Genomic DNA, 19,755 nt, shown 5'->3' on the forward strand with positions numbered 1-19,755 from the left:
GAGATACTGTGGATTGGTTTCATTTTCCTACCACTTGATGGTTACGGAAAGGCTCCAACCACAGTCTCTTTGTATCGTTGTTAATCAGTTAGATACCGCATGACGGTTGATTTAGAACGAGGTTACAAGCGCAGAGAGCTCTGTGGTCCTAAACAGTATCTAAATCTATTACTAAGGAGTGTTCTTATGATCTACGTTGGAATTGATGTCGCTAAGGATAAGCATGACTGCTTTATCACCAATTCAGATGGCAAAGTCCTTTTTCCGGTTTTTACCATTCAGAATAACCGGGATGGATTTGATGTTCTTTTTTCCAGGATTCAATCCTCTTCTTCAGATGTGTCCAATATAAAAGTAGGACTGGAGGCCACTGGACACTACTCTTACAACCTGCTCGGTTATCTTATTGACAAAGGTCTCCACACCTTCGTTATCAATCCGCTCCACACAAATCTTTACAGAAAAAGTCTCAGCCTTAGAAAGACGAAAACAGATAAGGTTGATGCCCGAACCATTGCTTTGATGCTCATGTCTGACGTGAACCTGAAGTCCTACTCAGATACATCATACCATAACGAGGAGTTAAAGTCACTCACCCGTTATCGTTTTCGTAAGGTTCAGGAACGCGCTCAGCTTAGACAGTCTGTTTCCAGGCTTGTTACCATTCTCTTTCCAGAATTGGAAAAACTTGTTCCTTCGCTTCATATCGCTTCTATCTACGCCCTTCTTTCCGAGTTTCCTTCTGCCGGAACGATTGCCTCCTGCCATTTGACACACCTGACGAAGCGGTTGGAAAACGCTTCAAAAGGCCGTTACAGCCGGGAGAAAGCGATTGAAATACGGAATGCTGCCAGAGCCTCCATCGGTTCCAACATGCCTGCCAAATCTCTGGAATTAAAGCACACACTCCGGCTAATTGGTGAACTGGATTCCGAAATCTCAGAAATTGAATCCGAAATCAAACGGATCATGGATGAAATCCATTCTCCCATCCTGACCATTCCAGGAATAGGCTACCGCATGGGCGCCATGATCCTGGCAGAGATTGGAGATTTCTCCCGCTTTGATTCGCCGGATAAGATCCTGGCATATGCCGGAGCTTCTCCATCTACCTATCAATCCGGGCAGATGGAATCCTCTTATTCCCACATGGAGAAACGGGGATCGCGCTATTTACGTTTTGCTCTGATCAATGCCACCAAATACGTCTGCCAATGGGATGAAACTTTCGGTGCATACCTTCAGAAGAAGATTTCTGAAGGGAAACACTACAACGTCGCCATCACCCACGCCGCAAAGAAACTTGTACGGTTAATTTACGCAATGGAAAAATCCGGCAAACCTTACATAAAAACGGCATAACTTTTTCTGCCCTATAACACTCTTTTAGAGCACCGATATCCGATGCTCTGTTTGTCGTGCGATTTTCAAGGTACAACGATCTATGAAATGCGTTCCCGCAATTCATTCAAAAGTCTTCATTTTAGACTTGACTTTTAATAGTTAGTCTTTCCTCCTTGAATGTTGTCTGCAACGACATTCCAAGGATACAAAAAGTGCTGTATGCTTGCAATGGATGTTTGGTGTTTCTCTAAATCTACCGCCCGAATAGACTTAGAGAAGCACCAAACACGGCTGCATTATTGGGGAATTTCCCTCTGCAACTTTGGGGAATCGCCTCTGCAATTTTGGGTATTTTTATTATACACTAAACATATTGTAATCAATGCAGACGATTACTACGGCAAGGAAGGCTTCATGGCCGTTCATGAGTATTTGGTGAATGGCGGCAAGTCCTGTATGGTGTTAGTATAGTAAGCGCCAAATAGGTTTTTTCCATATTTAGTTGATACTAATGTGCAAAAGTATTATAATAATACTGGGTGATGCTTTATGGAACAGGAAATCATAAAATTATTAGATCCGGATTTAGAGTGCATTCGATGCAAATTAAAAAATCAACAGGTTATATTTGAAGTTAAATCTTCAAGAGAAAAAGTACCTTGCCCTTATTGTGGGATTCTCTCATCAAAAGTGCATTCCGTCTATCAGCGTGAGATCCAGGACATTCCGCTGCAGGATCGGCAGACAATACTTTTATTAAACACCAGGAAGATGTTCTGTATGAATCCTGACTGCAGCCATAAAACATTCTCTGAAAGATTTGATTTAATTGCTCCAAAAGAGAGAAAAACCAGGCGACTGGTGAACAAGATCCTGAAACATCTTCCAAATTAAGTTCTGTCAGTGCTTCCGCTTTACTGAAGGAAGATTCCATAAAGGTCTGTAAAAGCAGCATCTGCGATCTGCTAAAAAAAAATGCCGGCTCTTGTGGATAAATCCGGCGTCACAAAGATTTGTGTGGATGACTTTGCTTTCCGTAAGAGGTATTCCTACGGAACAGTAATGGTTGACCTGGAAAGCCATAGAATTATTGATCTCCTTGATTCCAGAGAAACCGGTAAGGTTGAGGAATGGCTGAAATCTTATCCAAATATCCAGGTTATTTCCCGCGATGGCGCACAGGCATATGCTTCTGCAGCGGCAAATTCCCATCCCAGGGCATTACAGATCAGTGATCGTTTCCATCTGCTGAAAAATCTGTCCGGCGCAGTGGAGGAATATATGTACAGGCTGTTTCCTTCCCGCCTGGCTATCCCGGCTGTTTCACAAAATCCGGAAATGCAGGCCCTGTATGATACAAGGAACCGCACAGAAAGGATACTGTTTGCCCGAAAAAAAACGCTCTGAAGGCTATACGGTTAATGATATCGCACTTCTCCTTCATTCTTCCGTGACAACCATAAACCGGTATCTTTCGATGCCGGAAGATAAGATCCCTGAAAAGAAAGAAAACGCCCGTGAGCGGCAGCATCAGGAGCAGATTCTGAAAAAGCAGGCGAAAATCGATGAAGTCCGCAGGCTTCATTCAGAAGGCCATTCGATTGATGAGATCAGCCGTATCACCGGCCACACAAGACGGACTGTCAAAACATACCTGAAAGAGGACTGTCCGCTCATAAATGGGCACTATGACAGAAGACGGCCGGGAAAGCTGGCACCATATGAGAAGGAGATCATCGAACTGCGGTCCAATGGGCTGACTTATGCCAGGATCCATGAACATATTGCTCAGAAAGGATATACAGGCACGATTGCCTCCCTGAGAGTCTTTATTCAGAAAGAACGAACACACCAGAAAAATATTTCCCCAAATGAGACTGTCCCTGTTGAGTACATTCCCCGCAAGACCATGTGTCAGCTGATCTACCATGAACTGGAGAGTGTGAAAGGGATCACGGCAGAACAATATGAGGCAGCGATTCAAAAGTATCCTGTACTCGGCCAGTTATATACACTGCTAAAAGAATTCTACCGTATTGTATTTTCCAGAAAAAGTGAGGAACTGGATTCCTGGATGGAAACAGCAGCGGAGCTGAAGATAGATGAACTGGACCGGTATATTAATGGCCTGCAAAACGACCTGAAAGCTGTAAAAAATGCGATTATCTACCCATACAACAACGGCCTGGCTGAAGGCATTGTAAATAAAATCAAACTTACGAAACGAATTATGTATGGACGGAATAGTTTTGCTTTATTGAAAGCGAAACTACTCATAAACGAATATTTTCATCAAATCAACTAAAACTGGAAAGAACCTATTTGACGCTTACCTTACGCTTGACACATACCGATCTATGTAGATGCCTTGATAATTTGGCATATCTATGGTAGCATAAGTAAAGAATCCTGATAAGCAGGAGGTACGCTTATGAATGAGCAGCTGCTGAAAATGAATGGCTTATCGATGGAAATTCTGGATGCGTTGTCGTTTGAGTCACATCTGGGAATTCCATTGAAGAAGAATTTGCATTATTTTGATAAGGATTCGTTAATTACCGAGCTGATGGCGATGACTGAGTGGCTGGATGAACAGGAGATCCTTTCAGATATTGCGTTGGATTATAGAGTCAAGAGTTTGGATTCCATCCTTTTGAAGTACGATCGCTACTATCCGAACCATCAGACACGGAAAGTGTTTAATGATATTTTGGGCTTTCGAGCTTTCTGTGATAGTTATGATCCAATATTGGAAGAATCTTCACAGTTCCGAATCGCTGATATGACGAATGGAAAAGCAGTGGATGATGGTTACAGAGGTGTTCATGTGTACTATCAGAAAAGCGGAAGACATTATCCCATAGAAATTCAGTTTAATACGCTGTTTGACAGGCAGCTGAATAACTGGCTTCACGATTACCTGTACAAGAAGAATTATCCGATAGATACGGGAAAAGTAATGCGTGAGAAATATGAAAGTGGATTTATCCGAAATGAGCATGAATTTAAGGAGGTGCTGAATCGTGTGTTATCTGGTAGCGAAAGATCGTAATGCACATGGTTGTTTTGCTCTGAAAACAACTCATGGAAAGCATCTGGTAGAATTAAAAAGGGAACTGAACAGAGCAGTTGGGTATAAGGGAGTACAGATTGTGACAATCAGCAGACCAACAGCGTATGGTGAATATGCACCGTATCATTTTGTGGATACAGAGCAGGAGTTTCAGTCACTGGTAAAAGGGCTTCGCCCATAAGTTGTGGAGAGCTTTAAGAAGTTGATTGCGGACGGAGTGTACCGGGAGGAGCTGTACTCTGATCTATGAGATTTGAGCATTGCGTTGCAGCTGAAATACGCATTGCAGCCCATCATTTACTGTGTTAAAATAACCCATAAAGGGGGACATAACAGGTATGCCAAAGAAAAATTGTTTAAATTGTATCGCTTATTGCAATCTGCTTCCTGATGGGAAATGCGGTCTTGGATTTGAAATTGAAGAAGTGCTGGAGACATCAGCAGGCTTCTCGATAGCCGTCCATCCGGTAGACGTGTCCTTGGCTGGCCGCTATTTAGGTCATAGGGGGGCGCTGAATATGGCGCAGGCAGTCGTCTGGGCTGGTAATCTGCAAACAGCTCAATTACAAGGTCTGATTTAAATTTTGCATTAAATCTCTTTCTTTGTCTGGACATAATAATGAATCCTCTCTTTCGAATTGATTTAAGTATATCAGATTCATTAAAATCTGTCCGAAAAAGTGGCTTAATTTACGACACCATTATACTGTGGAAGCTTTACTAACCCACAGGTAAATATCCTTTCTCCAAAACTTATATAATTAGATATTGCCTTCTTTAAAAAAATAATTGTATTTAATTCCGATAATCTGATATACTATATATAATTAGAAAGGGGCAATACTATGAATCTGAGAAAAATAACCTTTGGAAACTTCAAATGTCTTTATAAAGCATCTTTTGAACCGGGAAAGGTTAATGTATTTATAGGATCCAACGGTTCTGGGAAATCCACTATTCTGGAAGGAATAGGTCTGTTAAGCGCGGCCATGACAGACCGCGTTGATGCTGCCAGTCTTCAGCGCAAAGGAGTTCGTCTCAGCGTTCCGGCTCTCTACAAGTCAAATTTCAAAAGCATTAATCGGGTAAAGCCTACTGTTGACCTTTCGCTGGAATGGGATGATGGCAGCAGTTCGGACGTGTATCAGTATGATGTTCACTTAACTACCCCTACTGACACTGAGTATTGGAAGTATCATTCCGAAGTATTGTTCCAAAATGGGGTAAAGCGGTGGGGGCGCAGTAACGCATCCTCCCAGCAGAGCAACAGCTACATTGGCTTTTTCCTTATTGATGATGCGATTAACCTAAAAGCCAGCCGAAAAATCGCTGAGGATTTTTCGGCATACGGTATATTTCAACCTAACACCATTACATTGCGTGGCACTGCACCTGATACGAATCAAACGACTCCGATTGGGCTGAATGGCGGCCGCCTTGCGGAAGCCCTCAAGGCATTGATTCACTCTGAGGATGATGAAGTGTATTTTGGAAATCTCTACATGGACGATGTTCTTGATATGATTGACTGGGCCGCTGATATTACAGTAGCCTCCCCAAAGAAAAGCAATATCAATGCTAATGTTCCAACCACGCGCAATATTATCGAGTTCACAGACCGCTATATGAAGGAAACAGCTCAATTTACAGGCTATGATGCAAGCGAAGGTGCTCTTTATGTCCTGTTCATGCTTGCACTGGCAATGCACCCGCAAGGCCCATCCATTTTTGCAGTAGACAGTTTTGACCATGCATTAAATCCGCGTTTGGCCAAAAAGATGATAGAGGTATTTTGCGGTCAGATTTTGCAACAAGGTAAGCACGTTTTTCTGACGACCCATAATCCGCTGGTTTTGGATGGATTGGATTTGAACAATGACGATATTCGCTTATTTGCGGTGGATCGTGATGCCAGCGGCTATGCTCAGATCCAACGGGTCAAAGTTTCTCAGGAGTTGATTAATGAAGGCCAGCCACTGTCTCGGCTCTGGATCAGTGGGCGGTTGGGGGGTGTGCCTACTCTGATATGAAACACATAGGAATTGTTTGCGAGGGTCCTACTGACTATATTATTTTGAAAGGTGTCATTGACCAGATCACTGGTGAAAAAAACACCTATGTCATGCTCCAACCGGAAAACGATTTGACCGGGAAATACGGGAATGGATGGAAAGGCGTTTGGAAATGGTGTTATGATAATGCGTCAATTCGCAATGAATTGATGAAGAGTATTCAGCCAGCTTTGGATTTTTTAGTGATCCAAATGGATGGGGATGTGTCTCGAAAGGAAAAATCTTCGCATTGCTGGTGCGAAGCGACGCAGTGTGCTCATAAGGGGAAATGGAATCCTTTAGAGTGTGATACCACCTCAGCTGGGCGGGCTGCCTCTCCTATTGTCCTTCCGTGCCCAGGACATGATGCTTCTGTGACAGGGTATATGTCTCACCTCAAAGCTCTCCTTACTACATGGCTCAAAGAAACAGATGATACCTGTATTGTTATTCCATGTGATAGTACTGAAGCCTGGATCGTTGCTGCGTATGATCAAACCGATGGAATTGAGACGGTTGAAGCGCCGTGGGAACATATCATTGCACGTGGAAAATATTATCACAACATTCGGATATCCGGCCAGAAGAAACGCATCCGTATATTTGAGCAGTTTGTACCTACCGTCTGTGAAAACTGGTCTAAAGTAACCGAACTTTGCCAGAGTGCATATGATTTTGAAGAATCTCTTTTGGCGCTTGTGTAAATCCGTCCACTTCTTGACATAGTACCAATGGCAGATCCCATCACAATCGAAAAAGTATTGAATAATCCGAAATTCAGAATTACTCCAACCCGTCAGGGGCTGGAGTAATTCTGAGTCTGATCCTATTTTTCGTGTTTAAAATGTAAGCTTTCAGCTAGTCGGTTCTCTTTGGTATCTCCCAGTTTACATAGGAAACGCCAGGGCTGATATTCAGGCAGTGGTGCTGGGGAGAGCAGTCCGTTCCCTGTTTTTCACTGAATGGATATACCGGTGCGCTGAAAGCGCCAGTCCGGTGTTTTGGAAATCACCTGTCCGAAAAGAGGAAATTTCTGTTCCGTAACAGTGCTGTGTCGCCCCTTTCGGCCATACAGACGGCGGTGGGAAGCAATGCGGATGGCCTTGTTCAGCTCGGCCAGCGAAAAGAACTGTTCATTACGGAGCACCGCGGTGATCCAAGTAGAATTGACACCTACAGAGCCCTCAACATTTGTCTTGTCCTTCGGTGCCGGATGCGGGCGGGGATGCTCTCATCGGCATCCGTTTTTGTCTGGATACCTTTGATTCCTTGGGAATCATCAGCGTCTCAAGCGCTGCATCTGTTAAGGTTTCATCCAACGGCCAGGATAAATGCATTTCCTGCGCTCGTTTTTGAACCTTGACTACGGTTTTCTGCGAAACGCCGATGCTTTGAACAATGTTTCGCTGTGACAGTCCCAAAGCGGTAAGCCTGAGGAACTCACGATACTTGGTCATTGTCTTGTGACCTCTTTATAATAGATTTACATCTTGCGATGCATGTCTCTATCATAAGGTCCTGAAATATGATTTCCGGTTCTGGAACAGAGATTTCCGTTTATCCGGAATAGTGATTTCCTATCACCAGACTGGTGACGGAAAATGCCCCAGAATACTCACAGATGAAGAGCCAGATGAATACATGGGTATCGTGCTTAGCCTTTGCGCCGCAGCCACAAATAATTTACAGATCGCTCTATGTACGAACTTGACTGCCCTGTGGCTTAACGGTAAAATGGATACATAATAGGCGGATGATAGAAGGGAGTGTGGGGAAGGTGAGAAAGAAACTTCCCATTGGAATCGAAAACTTTGAGGAATTCTCCTCTGAGAATTTTTACTATGCAGATAAAACACTGTTCATTAAAGAACTTTTACAGAATTGGGGAAAAGTAAATCTGTTTACTCGGCCCCGACGGTTTGGAAAGTCCCTCAACATGAGCATGCTGAAATGCTTTTTTGAGATAGGGAGAGATCCGGCGCCGTTTGAAGGACTGAAGATAGCGCGGGAAAAAGAACTGTGCGAGAAATACATGGGTAAACTCCCTGTGATTTCTATCAGCCTGAAAAGCGTGGATGGTTTAAAATATGATTCTGCGCTGGCATCATTGAAAACGGTCATTGGGAATGAGGCTGGAAGATTTCGTTTTCTGCGTGACAGTGCGAAACTGGATGAGAATGATAAAAATTCTTATAATCAGTTGGTCAATGTGGAGGTGAAGGGCAGTTCGAAATACACCATGTCCGATGATACGTTGGTTGACAGTCTTAAGACACTCTCCCTGCTTCTCGAAAAGCATTATGGCCAGAAGGCCATCCTCCTGATCGATGAGTATGATGTTCCGCTGGATAAAGCGTTCCAGGCCGGATACTATGATGAGATGGTAAGTTTCATCCGAAATCTTCTGGGCAATGCGCTGAAGACAAATGACAGCCTGTATTTTGCGGTACTTACCGGATGTCTGAGGATCTCGAAAGAGAGCATTTTCACAGGGCTGAACAATCTGAAAGTACACACGATTTCCGATGTCCGCTATGATGAGTACTTTGGATTTACCGATGCAGATGTGGATGCACTGCTGGAATTCTATGGATTGTCCTCTTATAAAGAGATAATTCGGGACTGGTATGATGGATACCGTTTTGGGGATACAGATGTCTATTGTCCCTGGGATGTGATTAATTACTGTGATGAACTGCTGGCAGCTCCGGGTACTCCCCCTAAAAACTACTGGGCGAATACCAGCGGGAACAGTCTCATTCTCCGTTTGCTTGAAAAAGCAGACCAGACAACAAAAGATGAAGTAGAAGAATTGCTAAACGGCGGAAAAATCACAAAAAGGGTTAGGCAGGAGCTAACGTATCGGGATATTGAGGACAGCGTTGGAAATGTGTGGAGCGTCCTCTATGCCACAGGCTATCTGACGGGCAGATATATGGATCAGGCTGATGCAGACATTTTTAGCCTGTGGCTTCCAAATGGCGAGATCCATAAAGTATTCTATGATCTGGTGGAGGGTTGGTTCCTGGAAGTGACAAGGTCGGACACAGAGAGGATCAACCGCTTCTGCGCGGCATTCCCGGCCGGAGATGCGGAGACTATTCAGGAGATGCTGAGTGACTATCTGTGGGATTCCATCAGTGTGCGGGATACAGCAGTGCGAAAAAATATGAAAGAAAACTTTTATCATGGAATGTTGCTGGGGCTTTTGCGGAGTCAGGGAAGCTGGCGTGTGAAATCTAATGCGGAGGCGGGCGAAGGATACAGTGATATCTCCATCCAGACACCGGATCGGACAGGGATTGTGATCGAACTGAAATATGCGGATGATGGGAACCTGCAGAAAGCATGCGGTGAGGCCTTAAAACAGATCGAAGAAAAGAAGTATGCGGAAGGGATGAAGCGATGGGGAACGAAGAAGATTCTTAAGTATGGCATCGCCTTTTATGAAAAAGAATGTATGGTTGTGATGGCGTAAAATGATAGTATTCAACTTGCAGCATACATCATCTCCAGGTACGCAAGTCCCATGACCGGGGACTGGAACTTTGGCCGATAAAGAAAAACCGCCGGACAGATCATGATCGCGGTTTTTATCCGGCAGCGGTTCACCCACCGACAGCAGCGCCACGACCTGTTCCAGCAATTAGATTTTTAGGCCGCGCTTGATTAACCGCTTGTAGCCCTTTACAGACGGATCTTTTGCAATCTTTTTCGCTTCCAGCATGGCGGCAATCGTTTCCCTGTTGGGCTTCTCCAGCTTCACCTCAAAGGGAATGCCGCCTTCAAGAAGCGACTGGCGCACGAAAATTTAACGATAAACTCATCTAAGGAGGCCGCTGTATGAAGCAGATTATTTTATCCGTTGCCGTCCGCCTGAATATCAGCTTGTCCCTTGCCCGCTTGCAGCGGAAAGCATTCGCCGAGTATTGTGAATCCGCTCATGCAACACAAAGTATGGGCAAAGCTGGATGCCTCCTGCGCCTTTGTGTTTGAGCATTGAAAATAATTACTTGAGACTTTACAGCAGTCTGTGCGTCCGGCACGAACAATATCAATTTGCGGAATATATTTCAAACAGCAACAAAAAACAGAAAAAATCAGCAAATAATCCAATAATTAATTGAAAATTTTGTGGAAATATGATATTATATAAGAAAATATTCAGAAGGAGACGCGATAGATGCTGTATGGATCTAAAAATTTCTCTTTTCATATCAACCGCTAGGATGCCGGTACATTAAAATCTCAAAAATTCCCGTTTACAGACATGAAAATAACAAAACAGCAATGAAAAACAAGAACAATATGCAAAAATGAAAGGATGAATTCGCCGATACAGCAGAAGGAATCGTGTAGGTATTTCATTACGGAGGATAAGGATGAGAGTAATTTTTTGCAGACCTCAGCTGACCATGAAAAGGACTGATCAGGCAGACCTGTTTTTTAAATCCTGCCGGGAGATCTTAGATGAATATGTGACGGATATATTCTATCTTTCCTCTGCTTTTCAGATGGATCACCTGTTGGCAGAGAGCGCTGATGCGGACGATATTTTCGTATTTTTCAATGCAGAGGATGGAACATACGACAGAAAGTTTATCAGGCTGCTTACGAAGTATCACAATATCCAGAGCAGGGTATGGGCGATCGCCATGGAAAAGAATCCGGAATGCAGGCGTCCGCCGGAGCCGGTAACGGATAAGCAGAGCTTCGATGTGTCCTGCCGGAATGAAAACAGGAACCCAATGAAAAACAACATGAGGGCGATTGCGCAAATTTTTGCCAGGAAAATTGTTGCGCAGACATTGTCTCCCTTATATCGCGATGAAGTCCTGTATTTCATCAGCCATCGGCGCTCTGATGGAGAACACATAGCCGCTAAGCTTGCAGATGAACTGAGAAACTTGACAAGAGAGAGAAATGTGTACCGTGATGTGGTTCATGTGGAGGTGGGGGATGATGCCCAGAAAGATATTGACAGGAATCTGGCCCGGAGCGATGTGCTGATATTTCTTCAGACAAAAGAGGCGCAGAATTCGCCGTATATTATGAAAGAATTATGTTATGCGCTGATTAACGACATTCCTGTTCTGTGGATCCAGATTGATCATGCCCCATATTCTGACCTGGAGATTCATCCGGGGGAGAAACCTGCCCTCAGCTATGGAAGCGAGGAGTTTGACTGTCAGGACCGGTTATGCGAAATTGTGGACGAAGTGGAAGAGAAATGTTTTCAGCTGATGATGAATTCTTCTAATCAGGTGTATTCCTATATTGAATATCTGAGGGATCTGAATGATGCGAAGCGGATTAAACTGACTGCGGATAAAAAGGCTGTACTGGCATACGAAGTGGAGTATAAGGAGGATACGAAAGACATCTATGATGAGGGAATCCGAAGACATTATATCCAGTGTTTTGGCAGAAATCCCAAAGAGGAAGATATAGGAAAGTTTATCCAAAAAGCGAAACAAGAAGAAAAGTATAAAGAAAACAGGCTGTTTCTGCTCTCTAATCACGGAAAGAGAGAGAAGCCTGCCGGAGATATTAAGGTAATAGAAGAAAATTTTGACGATTATATTGTGAACCTTGAAAATGTATCCGGCATCAAAAGGCCCCGGAGAGACAAACGGATTATCCTCTCAGGCGCATTCCCGGATTATGATGAGATATACAAAAACTCATTGCTGGAAGCCGTTACCATCTATGCACGGGAAATTATCAGAAATGGATATATTCTGGTTTTCGGGGCACATCCCACTTTTCAGAAACTGATATTTGACATAGGGAAACTGTATTCTTCTGATGTAAAATATTCGATTGAGATGCATATGGATAAGGCATACATCGGGGAATATGATTTGAAGAAACTCGAAGAAAACTGTACCCTTGTGCTGTCAGACGGACTCCAGGCCATGCGCGAAAAAATGATATGCGGGGAAAAAAGTGAGCTGCTCATCTGCCTGGGCGGAAAAATGAAAGAGGATAAAAGCCAGCAGGGGGTAGACAGAGAAATAGAACTTGCCAGAAATGCCGGAATTCCGGTGGCCCTGGTCGGCACGGTAGGAGGGCGTTCCAGTGAATATGCATATGAAAGGATAACCGATAATCGCTGGTCTGATTTAAACTCCTGGGATAAGAGCCTGAATGAGAGCTTATTTTATAATGTCAATCACAGGCTGATGATCCGGCGGCTGCTGAATGAAATAGAATAAGAGAGGATCGGGCAGGAGAGAGCTAAGCCGGAGCAGATGATGGTTTGTGATACAGATGGGGAATAGCAATGAAAGAGTACGAACATATACAGTTTATGGCCCAAAAACTGGGATTTCAAAGCTTTACGGAATTGCAGCACAAGGCTTTTTGTGCAGACGAGACCTATAACTCCGGCAGGTGGCTGTTTGTCATAGGTGCGACAAGCAGTGGGAAAACGCTGATTCCGCTGCTGTTATACTTTCGTGAGTACATGAGGAAAAAAGGAGAGGGGAAACCGCACAGACTGCTGTTTGCAGTGCCGTACCGGGCGCTGGCAGGCCAAAAGCAGAAGGAAATCTCGGAAATGACAGAGAGGCTGGGACTGGAGCTGCGGGTTACTCTGTCAACTGGTGAATTCCGTGGGGATGATATGGATGTGCTGAATGGAAAGACGGACATCGCGGTTATTATCTATGAGAAGGTATTTATGTTCTCCAGTATGAAGCGCAGTTTCCTGGACAGCTACGATATGCTGGTATTGGACGAGATTGGACTTACGCAGGATACTTCCCGGGGAATAAAGGCAGATTTTATTCTTCTGCAGGCGGTGGCCCATGAGAAACTGCGGGTGATTGCGCTGGGAACGCCATTTTATGACTGGAGCAGGTATATCTCTGCCGGAAAATTTTTTCAGATTCAGGTAAATCAAAGACCTATTTTGCTGGAGACATATCCCATCTACTACACGAAGGCAGGTGTGAACTACGTGGGCTCTGGATGCATGGCAGTACAGCCGTGCCTTTTTGAGTCTCTTCACAACCGGGGGATTGAAGTGAATCCCAGGCGCCGTACGGACCGTATTATCGCTGATATCTGTCAGTATCACCTCGGAATGGGGCATAAAATACTGATCTTTGAAAACAACCGTACAGAAGTTCGATTGCTGGCGCAGCGGATCTGCAGTGAATTGTCGGAGCGCGGGGTACTGAAGGCGGAAAAAAGTGAATCCGCCTGCAGGCAATACATCCTTGAGGAAACTGCTGTTCAGAATGATGAAGAATTGTATGGGATTATGGATAAAAACGATTACCGGGCATTTTCTGCAGGGATCGGCTATCATAATGCAGACGTCCCGACGTCCCTGCGTTTGCTGATCGAAAAGGAATTTCTGGAATCTGATGGATGCCTTCGGATCTTGTGCAGCACAGAAACATTAGTCTATGGGATTAACAGTAATGCAGATGTAGTTATTATCCCATCTATGATCAAGCAGCATATAGAAGAATTACAGAGTGCGGATTTTCTTTATCCGAATGAATACATGAATTATATCGGCCGTGCGGGACGTCTGGATCCGTCACTGCCGGCTGACAGGCAGGTAAGAAAGGGATATGTATACCCGTTTTTGAAGGCCAAATACTGTATTCCGGACGAAGAGCGTGTTAACCCTGAAAAAGATCAGAAATTATTGTGGGAGAATCTGCAGAAGGAAGTTCAGCGCCCGCTCGTAATTTCCAGCTGTTTTTTCAGTGCAGATTTAGATACACTGCCCTTCTATTTGCTGAGCCTTTTTCCCAATGCGGCAGACGGCTGTTCCGGCTGTTCCGCGCTGACGGCAGATGAACTTCTGAGATATACCAGGCTTTTGCCAAAGCCTCCAGGATTGGAAATAGATGAGAAAGAACGAATTGACGGGCTTCTGGATCTTCTGCTGAAACGTAAGCTGATCTGTATTGCAAATGACGAGGAAGATGAGGACGAGGAGTATGTCCCGGAATATCGGCTCACGGATGTAGGCAGGAAGCTCAGCGGCTACATTATAGGCATAGACGACTATGACGGATTAACTGCGATGATCTGCAGATGTATTACAGATAAGAACATGTTTAAAGCAGATTTACTGCTTGGAGTAATGGTGAGCAGTGAGGTCAGAATCCATATTGCGCAGGACATTCCCCCTCTTACGGATTATTATCCGCAGACTCTGGAACAGTCGGTCAGGGCAATGAAGCAGATGCTGGAGCGGCAGTCGCGGGGGGTGTTCAGCAAGAGTCAGTATCAGGCCATTAAAGAGGATATAAAGAATTACACAGCATGGCTGAAAAATGGACAGTATAAACGGCTTGCCGGGTACAGAAGATTTCAGAGGCAGCGCCTTTTGTTTGCACTGTTTCTGTGGAGCGATGAAAACTGCACGATAAAGCAGTTTTATGATGCCTTTTTCGTGAATTACACTCAGATGAAGCGTTTTGCAGAATATATCAGCTACCGTCTGGATATTATCCGGCTGGCGCTGCCGTCTGTGACGGATGAGAATGGCGAGCTGCTTTACAGAAAGATCGGCATGGAACGTCTTCGGGAAGCAGAGCTGTGGATGAAGGAACAGTCTGATGAGCTGTTCTACCGGATTCCGGCTTTTATCTGCCGCTTCCTGAATATTCAGTGCAGTGACCCACGAGAGGCACAGAAGATCCGTGCGGTGGCCAAAGTCTACATAGATTTAAGACGAATTCAGGATAAAGGGGAGACGCTGGATCAAAGCGAAAGAAAAAAAGTAAGGGAGATCAAAGCCAGAATTGAAACATGGCACAACGAAGAGTGGAAAAAGGCATTTCACAGCGAATTCAGGGAGGTACTATTATGAACAGCAGTGATGTAAAAAAAATTGCTTCATTTGATGATATCATCGAACAGCATCAGCTGAGCAGGGACGCTTTAAAGGCTCTGGAAAAGCGTCTCAGCCAACAGGCCAATATGGACGAATTTCAGTTTACCAGCCTACAGAAGGAAGCCTTCAATAAGGAGGGGTTCTGGCGGGGAGACCCGAAGACGGATTCACAGCATGTGATTGTTCAGGGGGCGACCAGCTCCGGCAAGACGCTGGTGAGCGAGATGGCCATTATGGATTGCCTGAAAAGCAGGAAGAAGAGTATTGTGCTGGTACCGCTGAAGGCTATGGTGAGGGAGCGCTGCGAGTCTCTGCAGGAGGATCTGAAACCGCTGGGGACAGGGCAGGTATACGCTTCCAGCAGCGATTTTCAGGATCACGATGGAGACATCGTGAACGGGGACTATGAGGTGGCTGTAATTGTCTATGAGAAATTTTTTGCAATGCTTACGCAGGCTTCGGGCAATATGATGAATGACTGTGCGCTGCTGGTTGTAGATGAGATGCAGATGCTTTCCAGCATCAATCGCGGGCCAAAGCTGGAAATCAGTATCCAGAAAATACTCCGCCGCAATGAGAGTTCCAGGAAAAACACAGTGGAGACGAGGATTATGTGCCTTACAACCAGTGACTGTAAGGCGAACTATATCTACAAGTGGCTGACTGTCCGGAAAAACGGCATGGAGCAGCCGCCGATTCTGATTAGCTGCCCGAAGCGTCCGGTGGGATTGAAGGAGTACGTGATTCAGCTGGACGGCAAATGGAGGATGCGCTACACAGCCGGGGAAAATATTAAAGACATCGATGTGAAGTCTGAGGACGAGGGAGCGCTTGATGTTCCCGGATATGTCAAAGAATGTAAAATGGAACAGGCAAAGCAGGCTCTCCTGAAGGCCCTGCTTCTGAAGATTCACGAGGATAATCCCAAAGCCAAAGTATTGGTTTTTGCAAATGGCAGGAACAAAACCAAAAAGCTGGCAGAGTTTATCGCACAGCTGAAATTGACAGAAGTAAAGAGATTATCGGATACGGCAAAGGAAATCAATAATTATGATGGGGACGAGTACCAGAATATATTAAAAGAAAATCTCCTGCCCAGATCCATTGCATTCCACAATGCCGCATTGTCTGTGGCACTCAGAGAATTTATTGAACAGCTGTACAAGCAGGAAGGGGCGCTGTGCTATGTAGTGGCCACAGAGACGCTGACCATTGGAATGAATATGCCGGTGGATGTGATGATCTTGTATGATACCATTGTCCACCGGGGCGGCGGGACACCGCCGGAAGCTCTCACCAGTCAGGAATATAAGAATTTTGTGGGACGGGCAGGACGCCTGGGGCAGACAAACCGGATGGGAGAGAGCTACGTATTTGCCACCAGTAAAACGGACGCTGATAAATACTGGGATTCCTATGTCAACTGCAGGACAGAAGAAATTGAATCGGCACTGATTTATGCAAATGAGATTGAGCAGGCCCCCTACTATCTCAGTCTTCTCGGAGAAGAAGAATATACACAAGAGGATCTGGAAAAATTGTGGAATAAAAGTTTTTCCAAATGTTGCTCGGGTACTTCGCTCAACATGGACCGGGTGGTGCGGGAATTGATGAAAGCAAAACTTTGCCAGCGGGCGGAAGAGAGTGATGACGAAAGTGATGAGGATGTCTATGAGCTGAGTGATTACGGACGCCTGATGGCTCCCTATGCGTTCAGCCTTGACACCTGCAAAAAAATACGAAAACTGTTTTTTGATGGAGGACTGCGGAGAGTCAGACGTGAAAAAGGGTGAACGGCAATACAGAAACCGTATATGAATGGCAGACGGTCCCTGATCCGGGAAAAGGAGGCCTTCCGGAGAATGTGACGCAGGATGATATTAAAAACGACAGATATCTGCTGGATATTCTGTATGCACTCTGCTGCACAGAAGAGGTTCGGCGGATGGGACAGCTGAAACTGCCTGTGGCCGAGAAAAATCCGGAGAAGGCCCGCTCAGCCCTGGATAAAGTCGAAATGAAACTGAAGGACATGATTGCAGAAAAAGATGAAAAGCCGGCAAAATGTGAGGTATGGAAAGCCAGCCCCCTTTCTTATATGCTGGAAAATGGATATGTGCATGAGCGGGAGGAGAAAGAATCCGCCATGAGAGCCATTCTGCTGTGGCACTGGACCAAAGGGAAGACTATGGAAGAAATTAAGAAGGAGACAGGGTTTAACAACTTTGTATCCATAGTGAGCGGGGATCTGGCCCGCATGGCAGAAGTTGTGAGCTACCAGCTGGAAGCCATTTACCACTGCTATGGAGGTTACGCTGGAAAGAGCAGGTTTGCACCCAGGGCTCTCGGTCCGCTCTATGCGCTTTCGACCCGTGTGAAATATGGCATGCGAAGGGATCTGGTGATTATCATGAATCGTCAGCTGAGGGGGATCGACCGAAAAACAGTGCTTCGGATCGGGGCGGCATGTGACAGACTGGGAAAATATGACAGTCCCGCCAATTTTTTGAAGGAGGCCCCGGCAGAAGAGTTGGAGGGGATCATAACCGAGCAGCAGCGAATCGAGCTGCTTCGCCGGATCGACGATCTCTACTTACGTGACAGACTGCCAAGCCTGTTGGACACCATTCAGAGTGATCTGGGAAAGATGTCATTGGGAGATGAGGCGCGAAACGCGATTGAACAGCTGTATAATATCAGCGGCGATACGAAGGAGGAGAATCTGCTGGGACCTTTGGACAAAATTTTCCTGACAGAGGATGCCAGGTTCAGATTGAGGATGGATTCGGAAATAGAACGGCCAATTTACAATGAACGCGTGAATCTGCAGCTGTTTCCGGATGGCAGCCGTGCGAAACTGGAGAGCGAATCGGGAGGAGATAAGACAGTATTTACGATCGGTATTTATACAGGCAATCGAAAACAGGATGAGAATCTCAGCGTGTATTTTGCACAGGAAAAGAGAAGGGGAATCAATATTCTGCTGTTTAAGCAGGAGGCGGCACTTGCAGATATCCATCAGTGCAGAACCGATGGTTCTATATGGGAACTGCTTGACGAGCATGGGGAGGTTCTCATAGGCAGTATCCATATTGCGATGACGTTCCGGACATTCAGTGAACTGATCGCCCAGGATATTGCACTTGATGACAGCGATGCGCACATTTTGCTGTCTATGCTGAAAGATATACGAGGAGTATTCCAGATGCCGGGACTCCAGATACTCAGACCTTTTTTGCAGAACTACGATACTGCCTCCGATCAGCAGCTGTCTGCGGAATCGGCAGAATCAGTGGAAGAAGGAGCCTCCGTTCTGCGTATTCTCTATGACAGGAGGCTGGATCGGGTTGAGCGTGTTCTTGAACATATTACACAGAAACTGAAAGAATCTCATATTTTATATCGAGTTCTGCGGTGGGGCGAAGTTCTCGATTCAGAAGCTTTGACAGACGCTCCGACGATGCTGTTCCTGGAGTGGGATACGGTAAAAAGCAGCAGGAGCCTGGATGCGTTCTGCAATTGCCTGAGGAGGAATCATTACCGGCATACCTATGCACTTTTCAATTCTGAGGATGCTTACCGGAAGTGGGGTACGGAAAATCCAAAGCTGCCGTGTGTGGAACTGGAGCACAGCTGTCAGACCAAAGATATTGACGGCATTGTCAAAAAAATCAGTGTACTTTCTAACCTTTTTAAAAGAAACAAATATCTGATAGGGGTTTCCTACGCAAAAGATAAGATTCAGGGCGGAATGAGGCCTGCGGTGGCTCAGCTTGAGAGAATTGTCGAGCTTCTGAATGAGGAATACGGGGAGTCGGCTGTTCTGTTCGACGAGAATCCATCTTCAGCTAACAAGTTTGACGGCAACGGCGTGCTGCCTGAGGCGTTGAAATTGTATCAGAAATGTGATTATTTTCTGATTCTTGATGACAGCTTTTACGATTTGAGCAGCGCATGTGAGAGAGAGGGGAGGGTAATATTTGAAAAACTGCATCAGGGTCTGGCTGCAGGACACCTTTGGTTCCTGCACCCGGATAATGACAGACACTGCAGATTGTTTAATGAAGGCAGAGATTATTCTACAAGGCTGAATCTGACGGAAGAAAACTCGAAAAGGGTGGCAGAACAGATTATCGAGAAAATTAGTGGAGACATATCGGAAGAATATAAGGAAAGAAAGATAAGAGTCACCATTAATGCTGATAGGCAAGATGCGGCTGAGGAGGTGTCTGATAAGTAAGCTACTATGCAGAGTGGCGCGGGGCAGCGTGCCAGCATCAGAATAAAAAGTTTCATTTTAGAACTCCAATATTATCCCCCCAAAACCCCTGTCAGTCCCAGCTTCCCTATGGAATAATGACTGCAAAGCGGTCATTATACCTGCGCCGAGCCGCTGGCGCCCGAAGGAAGCCAAAACACCA

The 19,755-nt window shown here is 45.3% G+C and carries 16 protein-coding genes and 2 pseudogenes; 15 read left to right on the plus strand and 3 right to left on the minus strand.

Annotation, left to right across the window (positions count from 1 at the left end; translation table 11 throughout):
- Positions 1–186: 186 nt before the first annotated feature.
- The 9 genes from LK436_RS08605 to LK436_RS08645 all read left to right on the plus strand — a co-directional run bounded on the left by LK436_RS08605 (position 187) and on the right by LK436_RS08645 (position 7,172).
- Positions 187–1,362 (plus strand): IS110 family transposase, encoded by a 1,176-nt coding sequence (locus LK436_RS08605; protein WP_044930339.1) that lies wholly within the window; start codon positions 187–189, stop codon positions 1,360–1,362.
- A 531-nt stretch (positions 1,363–1,893) separates the two neighbouring features.
- Entirely contained in the window at positions 1,894–2,238 is a 345-nt protein-coding gene (locus LK436_RS08610) for a transposase family protein (protein ID WP_008395269.1), read from the plus strand.
- Positions 2,239–2,319: 81 nt separating this feature from the next.
- Positions 2,320–2,751, plus strand: coding sequence for a transposase (locus LK436_RS08615; protein WP_008395268.1), 432 nt, complete (start codon positions 2,320–2,322; stop codon positions 2,749–2,751).
- Positions 2,729–3,649, plus strand: coding sequence for a transposase (locus tag LK436_RS08620; RefSeq protein ID WP_227910192.1), 921 nt, complete (start codon positions 2,729–2,731; stop codon positions 3,647–3,649). Before LK436_RS08615 ends, LK436_RS08620 begins: the two co-directional genes overlap by 23 nt.
- Positions 3,650–3,775: 126 nt before the next feature.
- A complete protein-coding gene (locus tag LK436_RS08625) occupies positions 3,776–4,396 on the plus strand; it encodes a hypothetical protein (RefSeq protein ID WP_008395266.1) in 621 nt (206 codons plus the stop codon).
- Complete coding sequence (locus LK436_RS08630; RefSeq protein ID WP_008395265.1) at positions 4,368–4,598, plus strand: DUF6718 family protein; 231 nt, start codon at positions 4,368–4,370, stop codon at positions 4,596–4,598. The genes LK436_RS08625 and LK436_RS08630 overlap by 29 nt, the downstream gene beginning before the upstream one ends.
- A gap of 157 nt (positions 4,599–4,755) precedes the next feature.
- Positions 4,756–4,998: a type 1 fimbriae regulatory protein FimB gene (locus LK436_RS08635; protein ID WP_008395264.1), complete on the plus strand. Its 243-nt coding sequence runs from the start codon at positions 4,756–4,758 to the stop codon at positions 4,996–4,998.
- A gap of 264 nt (positions 4,999–5,262) precedes the next feature.
- Positions 5,263–6,447 (plus strand): AAA family ATPase, encoded by a 1,185-nt coding sequence (locus tag LK436_RS08640; RefSeq protein WP_008395263.1) that lies wholly within the window; start codon positions 5,263–5,265, stop codon positions 6,445–6,447.
- Positions 6,444–7,172, plus strand: coding sequence for a hypothetical protein (locus tag LK436_RS08645; protein WP_008395261.1), 729 nt, complete (start codon positions 6,444–6,446; stop codon positions 7,170–7,172). Before LK436_RS08640 ends, LK436_RS08645 begins: the two co-directional genes overlap by 4 nt.
- 480 nt (positions 7,173–7,652) lie before the next feature.
- Here the strand turns inward: LK436_RS08645 and LK436_RS08650 are convergent, their stop codons facing one another.
- Positions 7,653–7,925 (minus strand): hypothetical protein, encoded by a 273-nt coding sequence (locus LK436_RS08650; RefSeq protein ID WP_008395257.1) that lies wholly within the window; start codon positions 7,923–7,925, stop codon positions 7,653–7,655.
- 320 nt (positions 7,926–8,245) lie between these two features.
- Here LK436_RS08650 and LK436_RS08655 point away from each other — a divergent pair, with 320 nt between their 5' ends.
- Entirely contained in the window at positions 8,246–9,946 is a 1,701-nt protein-coding gene (locus LK436_RS08655) for an AAA family ATPase (RefSeq protein ID WP_021965520.1), read from the plus strand.
- 42 nt (positions 9,947–9,988) lie between these two features.
- Here the strand turns inward: LK436_RS08655 and LK436_RS08660 are convergent.
- A pseudogene (locus tag LK436_RS08660) lies at positions 9,989–10,156 on the minus strand (type II toxin-antitoxin system YafQ family toxin); the annotation flags it as partial.
- Positions 10,139–10,279 (minus strand): annotated as a pseudogene (locus LK436_RS08665) (toxin-antitoxin system protein); the annotation flags it as partial. The pseudogenes LK436_RS08660 and LK436_RS08665, both read right to left, overlap by 18 nt.
- 32 nt (positions 10,280–10,311) lie before the next feature.
- Between LK436_RS08665 and LK436_RS08670 the strand changes: the two are divergent.
- The 5 genes from LK436_RS08670 to LK436_RS08690 all read left to right on the plus strand — a co-directional run bounded on the left by LK436_RS08670 (position 10,312) and on the right by LK436_RS08690 (position 19,574).
- Entirely contained in the window at positions 10,312–10,464 is a 153-nt protein-coding gene (locus tag LK436_RS08670; RefSeq protein WP_156796954.1) for a hypothetical protein, read from the plus strand.
- A gap of 386 nt (positions 10,465–10,850) precedes the next feature.
- The gene (locus LK436_RS08675; protein ID WP_147594841.1) at positions 10,851–12,686 is read left to right on the plus strand and encodes a TIR domain-containing protein; all 1,836 of its coding nucleotides are present in this window, start codon (positions 10,851–10,853) and stop codon (positions 12,684–12,686) included.
- Between the two features lie 68 nt (positions 12,687–12,754).
- A complete protein-coding gene (locus LK436_RS08680; protein WP_008395252.1) occupies positions 12,755–15,310 on the plus strand; it encodes a DEAD/DEAH box helicase in 2,556 nt (851 codons plus the stop codon).
- Complete coding sequence (locus tag LK436_RS08685; protein ID WP_008395251.1) at positions 15,307–17,127, plus strand: DEAD/DEAH box helicase; 1,821 nt, start codon at positions 15,307–15,309, stop codon at positions 17,125–17,127. The genes LK436_RS08680 and LK436_RS08685 overlap by 4 nt, the downstream gene beginning before the upstream one ends.
- Complete coding sequence (locus LK436_RS08690; RefSeq protein ID WP_008395250.1) at positions 17,124–19,574, plus strand: hypothetical protein; 2,451 nt, start codon at positions 17,124–17,126, stop codon at positions 19,572–19,574. Before LK436_RS08685 ends, LK436_RS08690 begins: the two co-directional genes overlap by 4 nt.
- The last annotated feature ends 181 nt before the right edge of the window (positions 19,575–19,755 follow it).

This window comes from Clostridium sp. M62/1, from assembly GCF_020736365.1.
GTDB classification, from domain to species: Bacteria; Bacillota; Clostridia; order Lachnospirales; family Lachnospiraceae; genus Otoolea; species Otoolea saccharolyticum_A.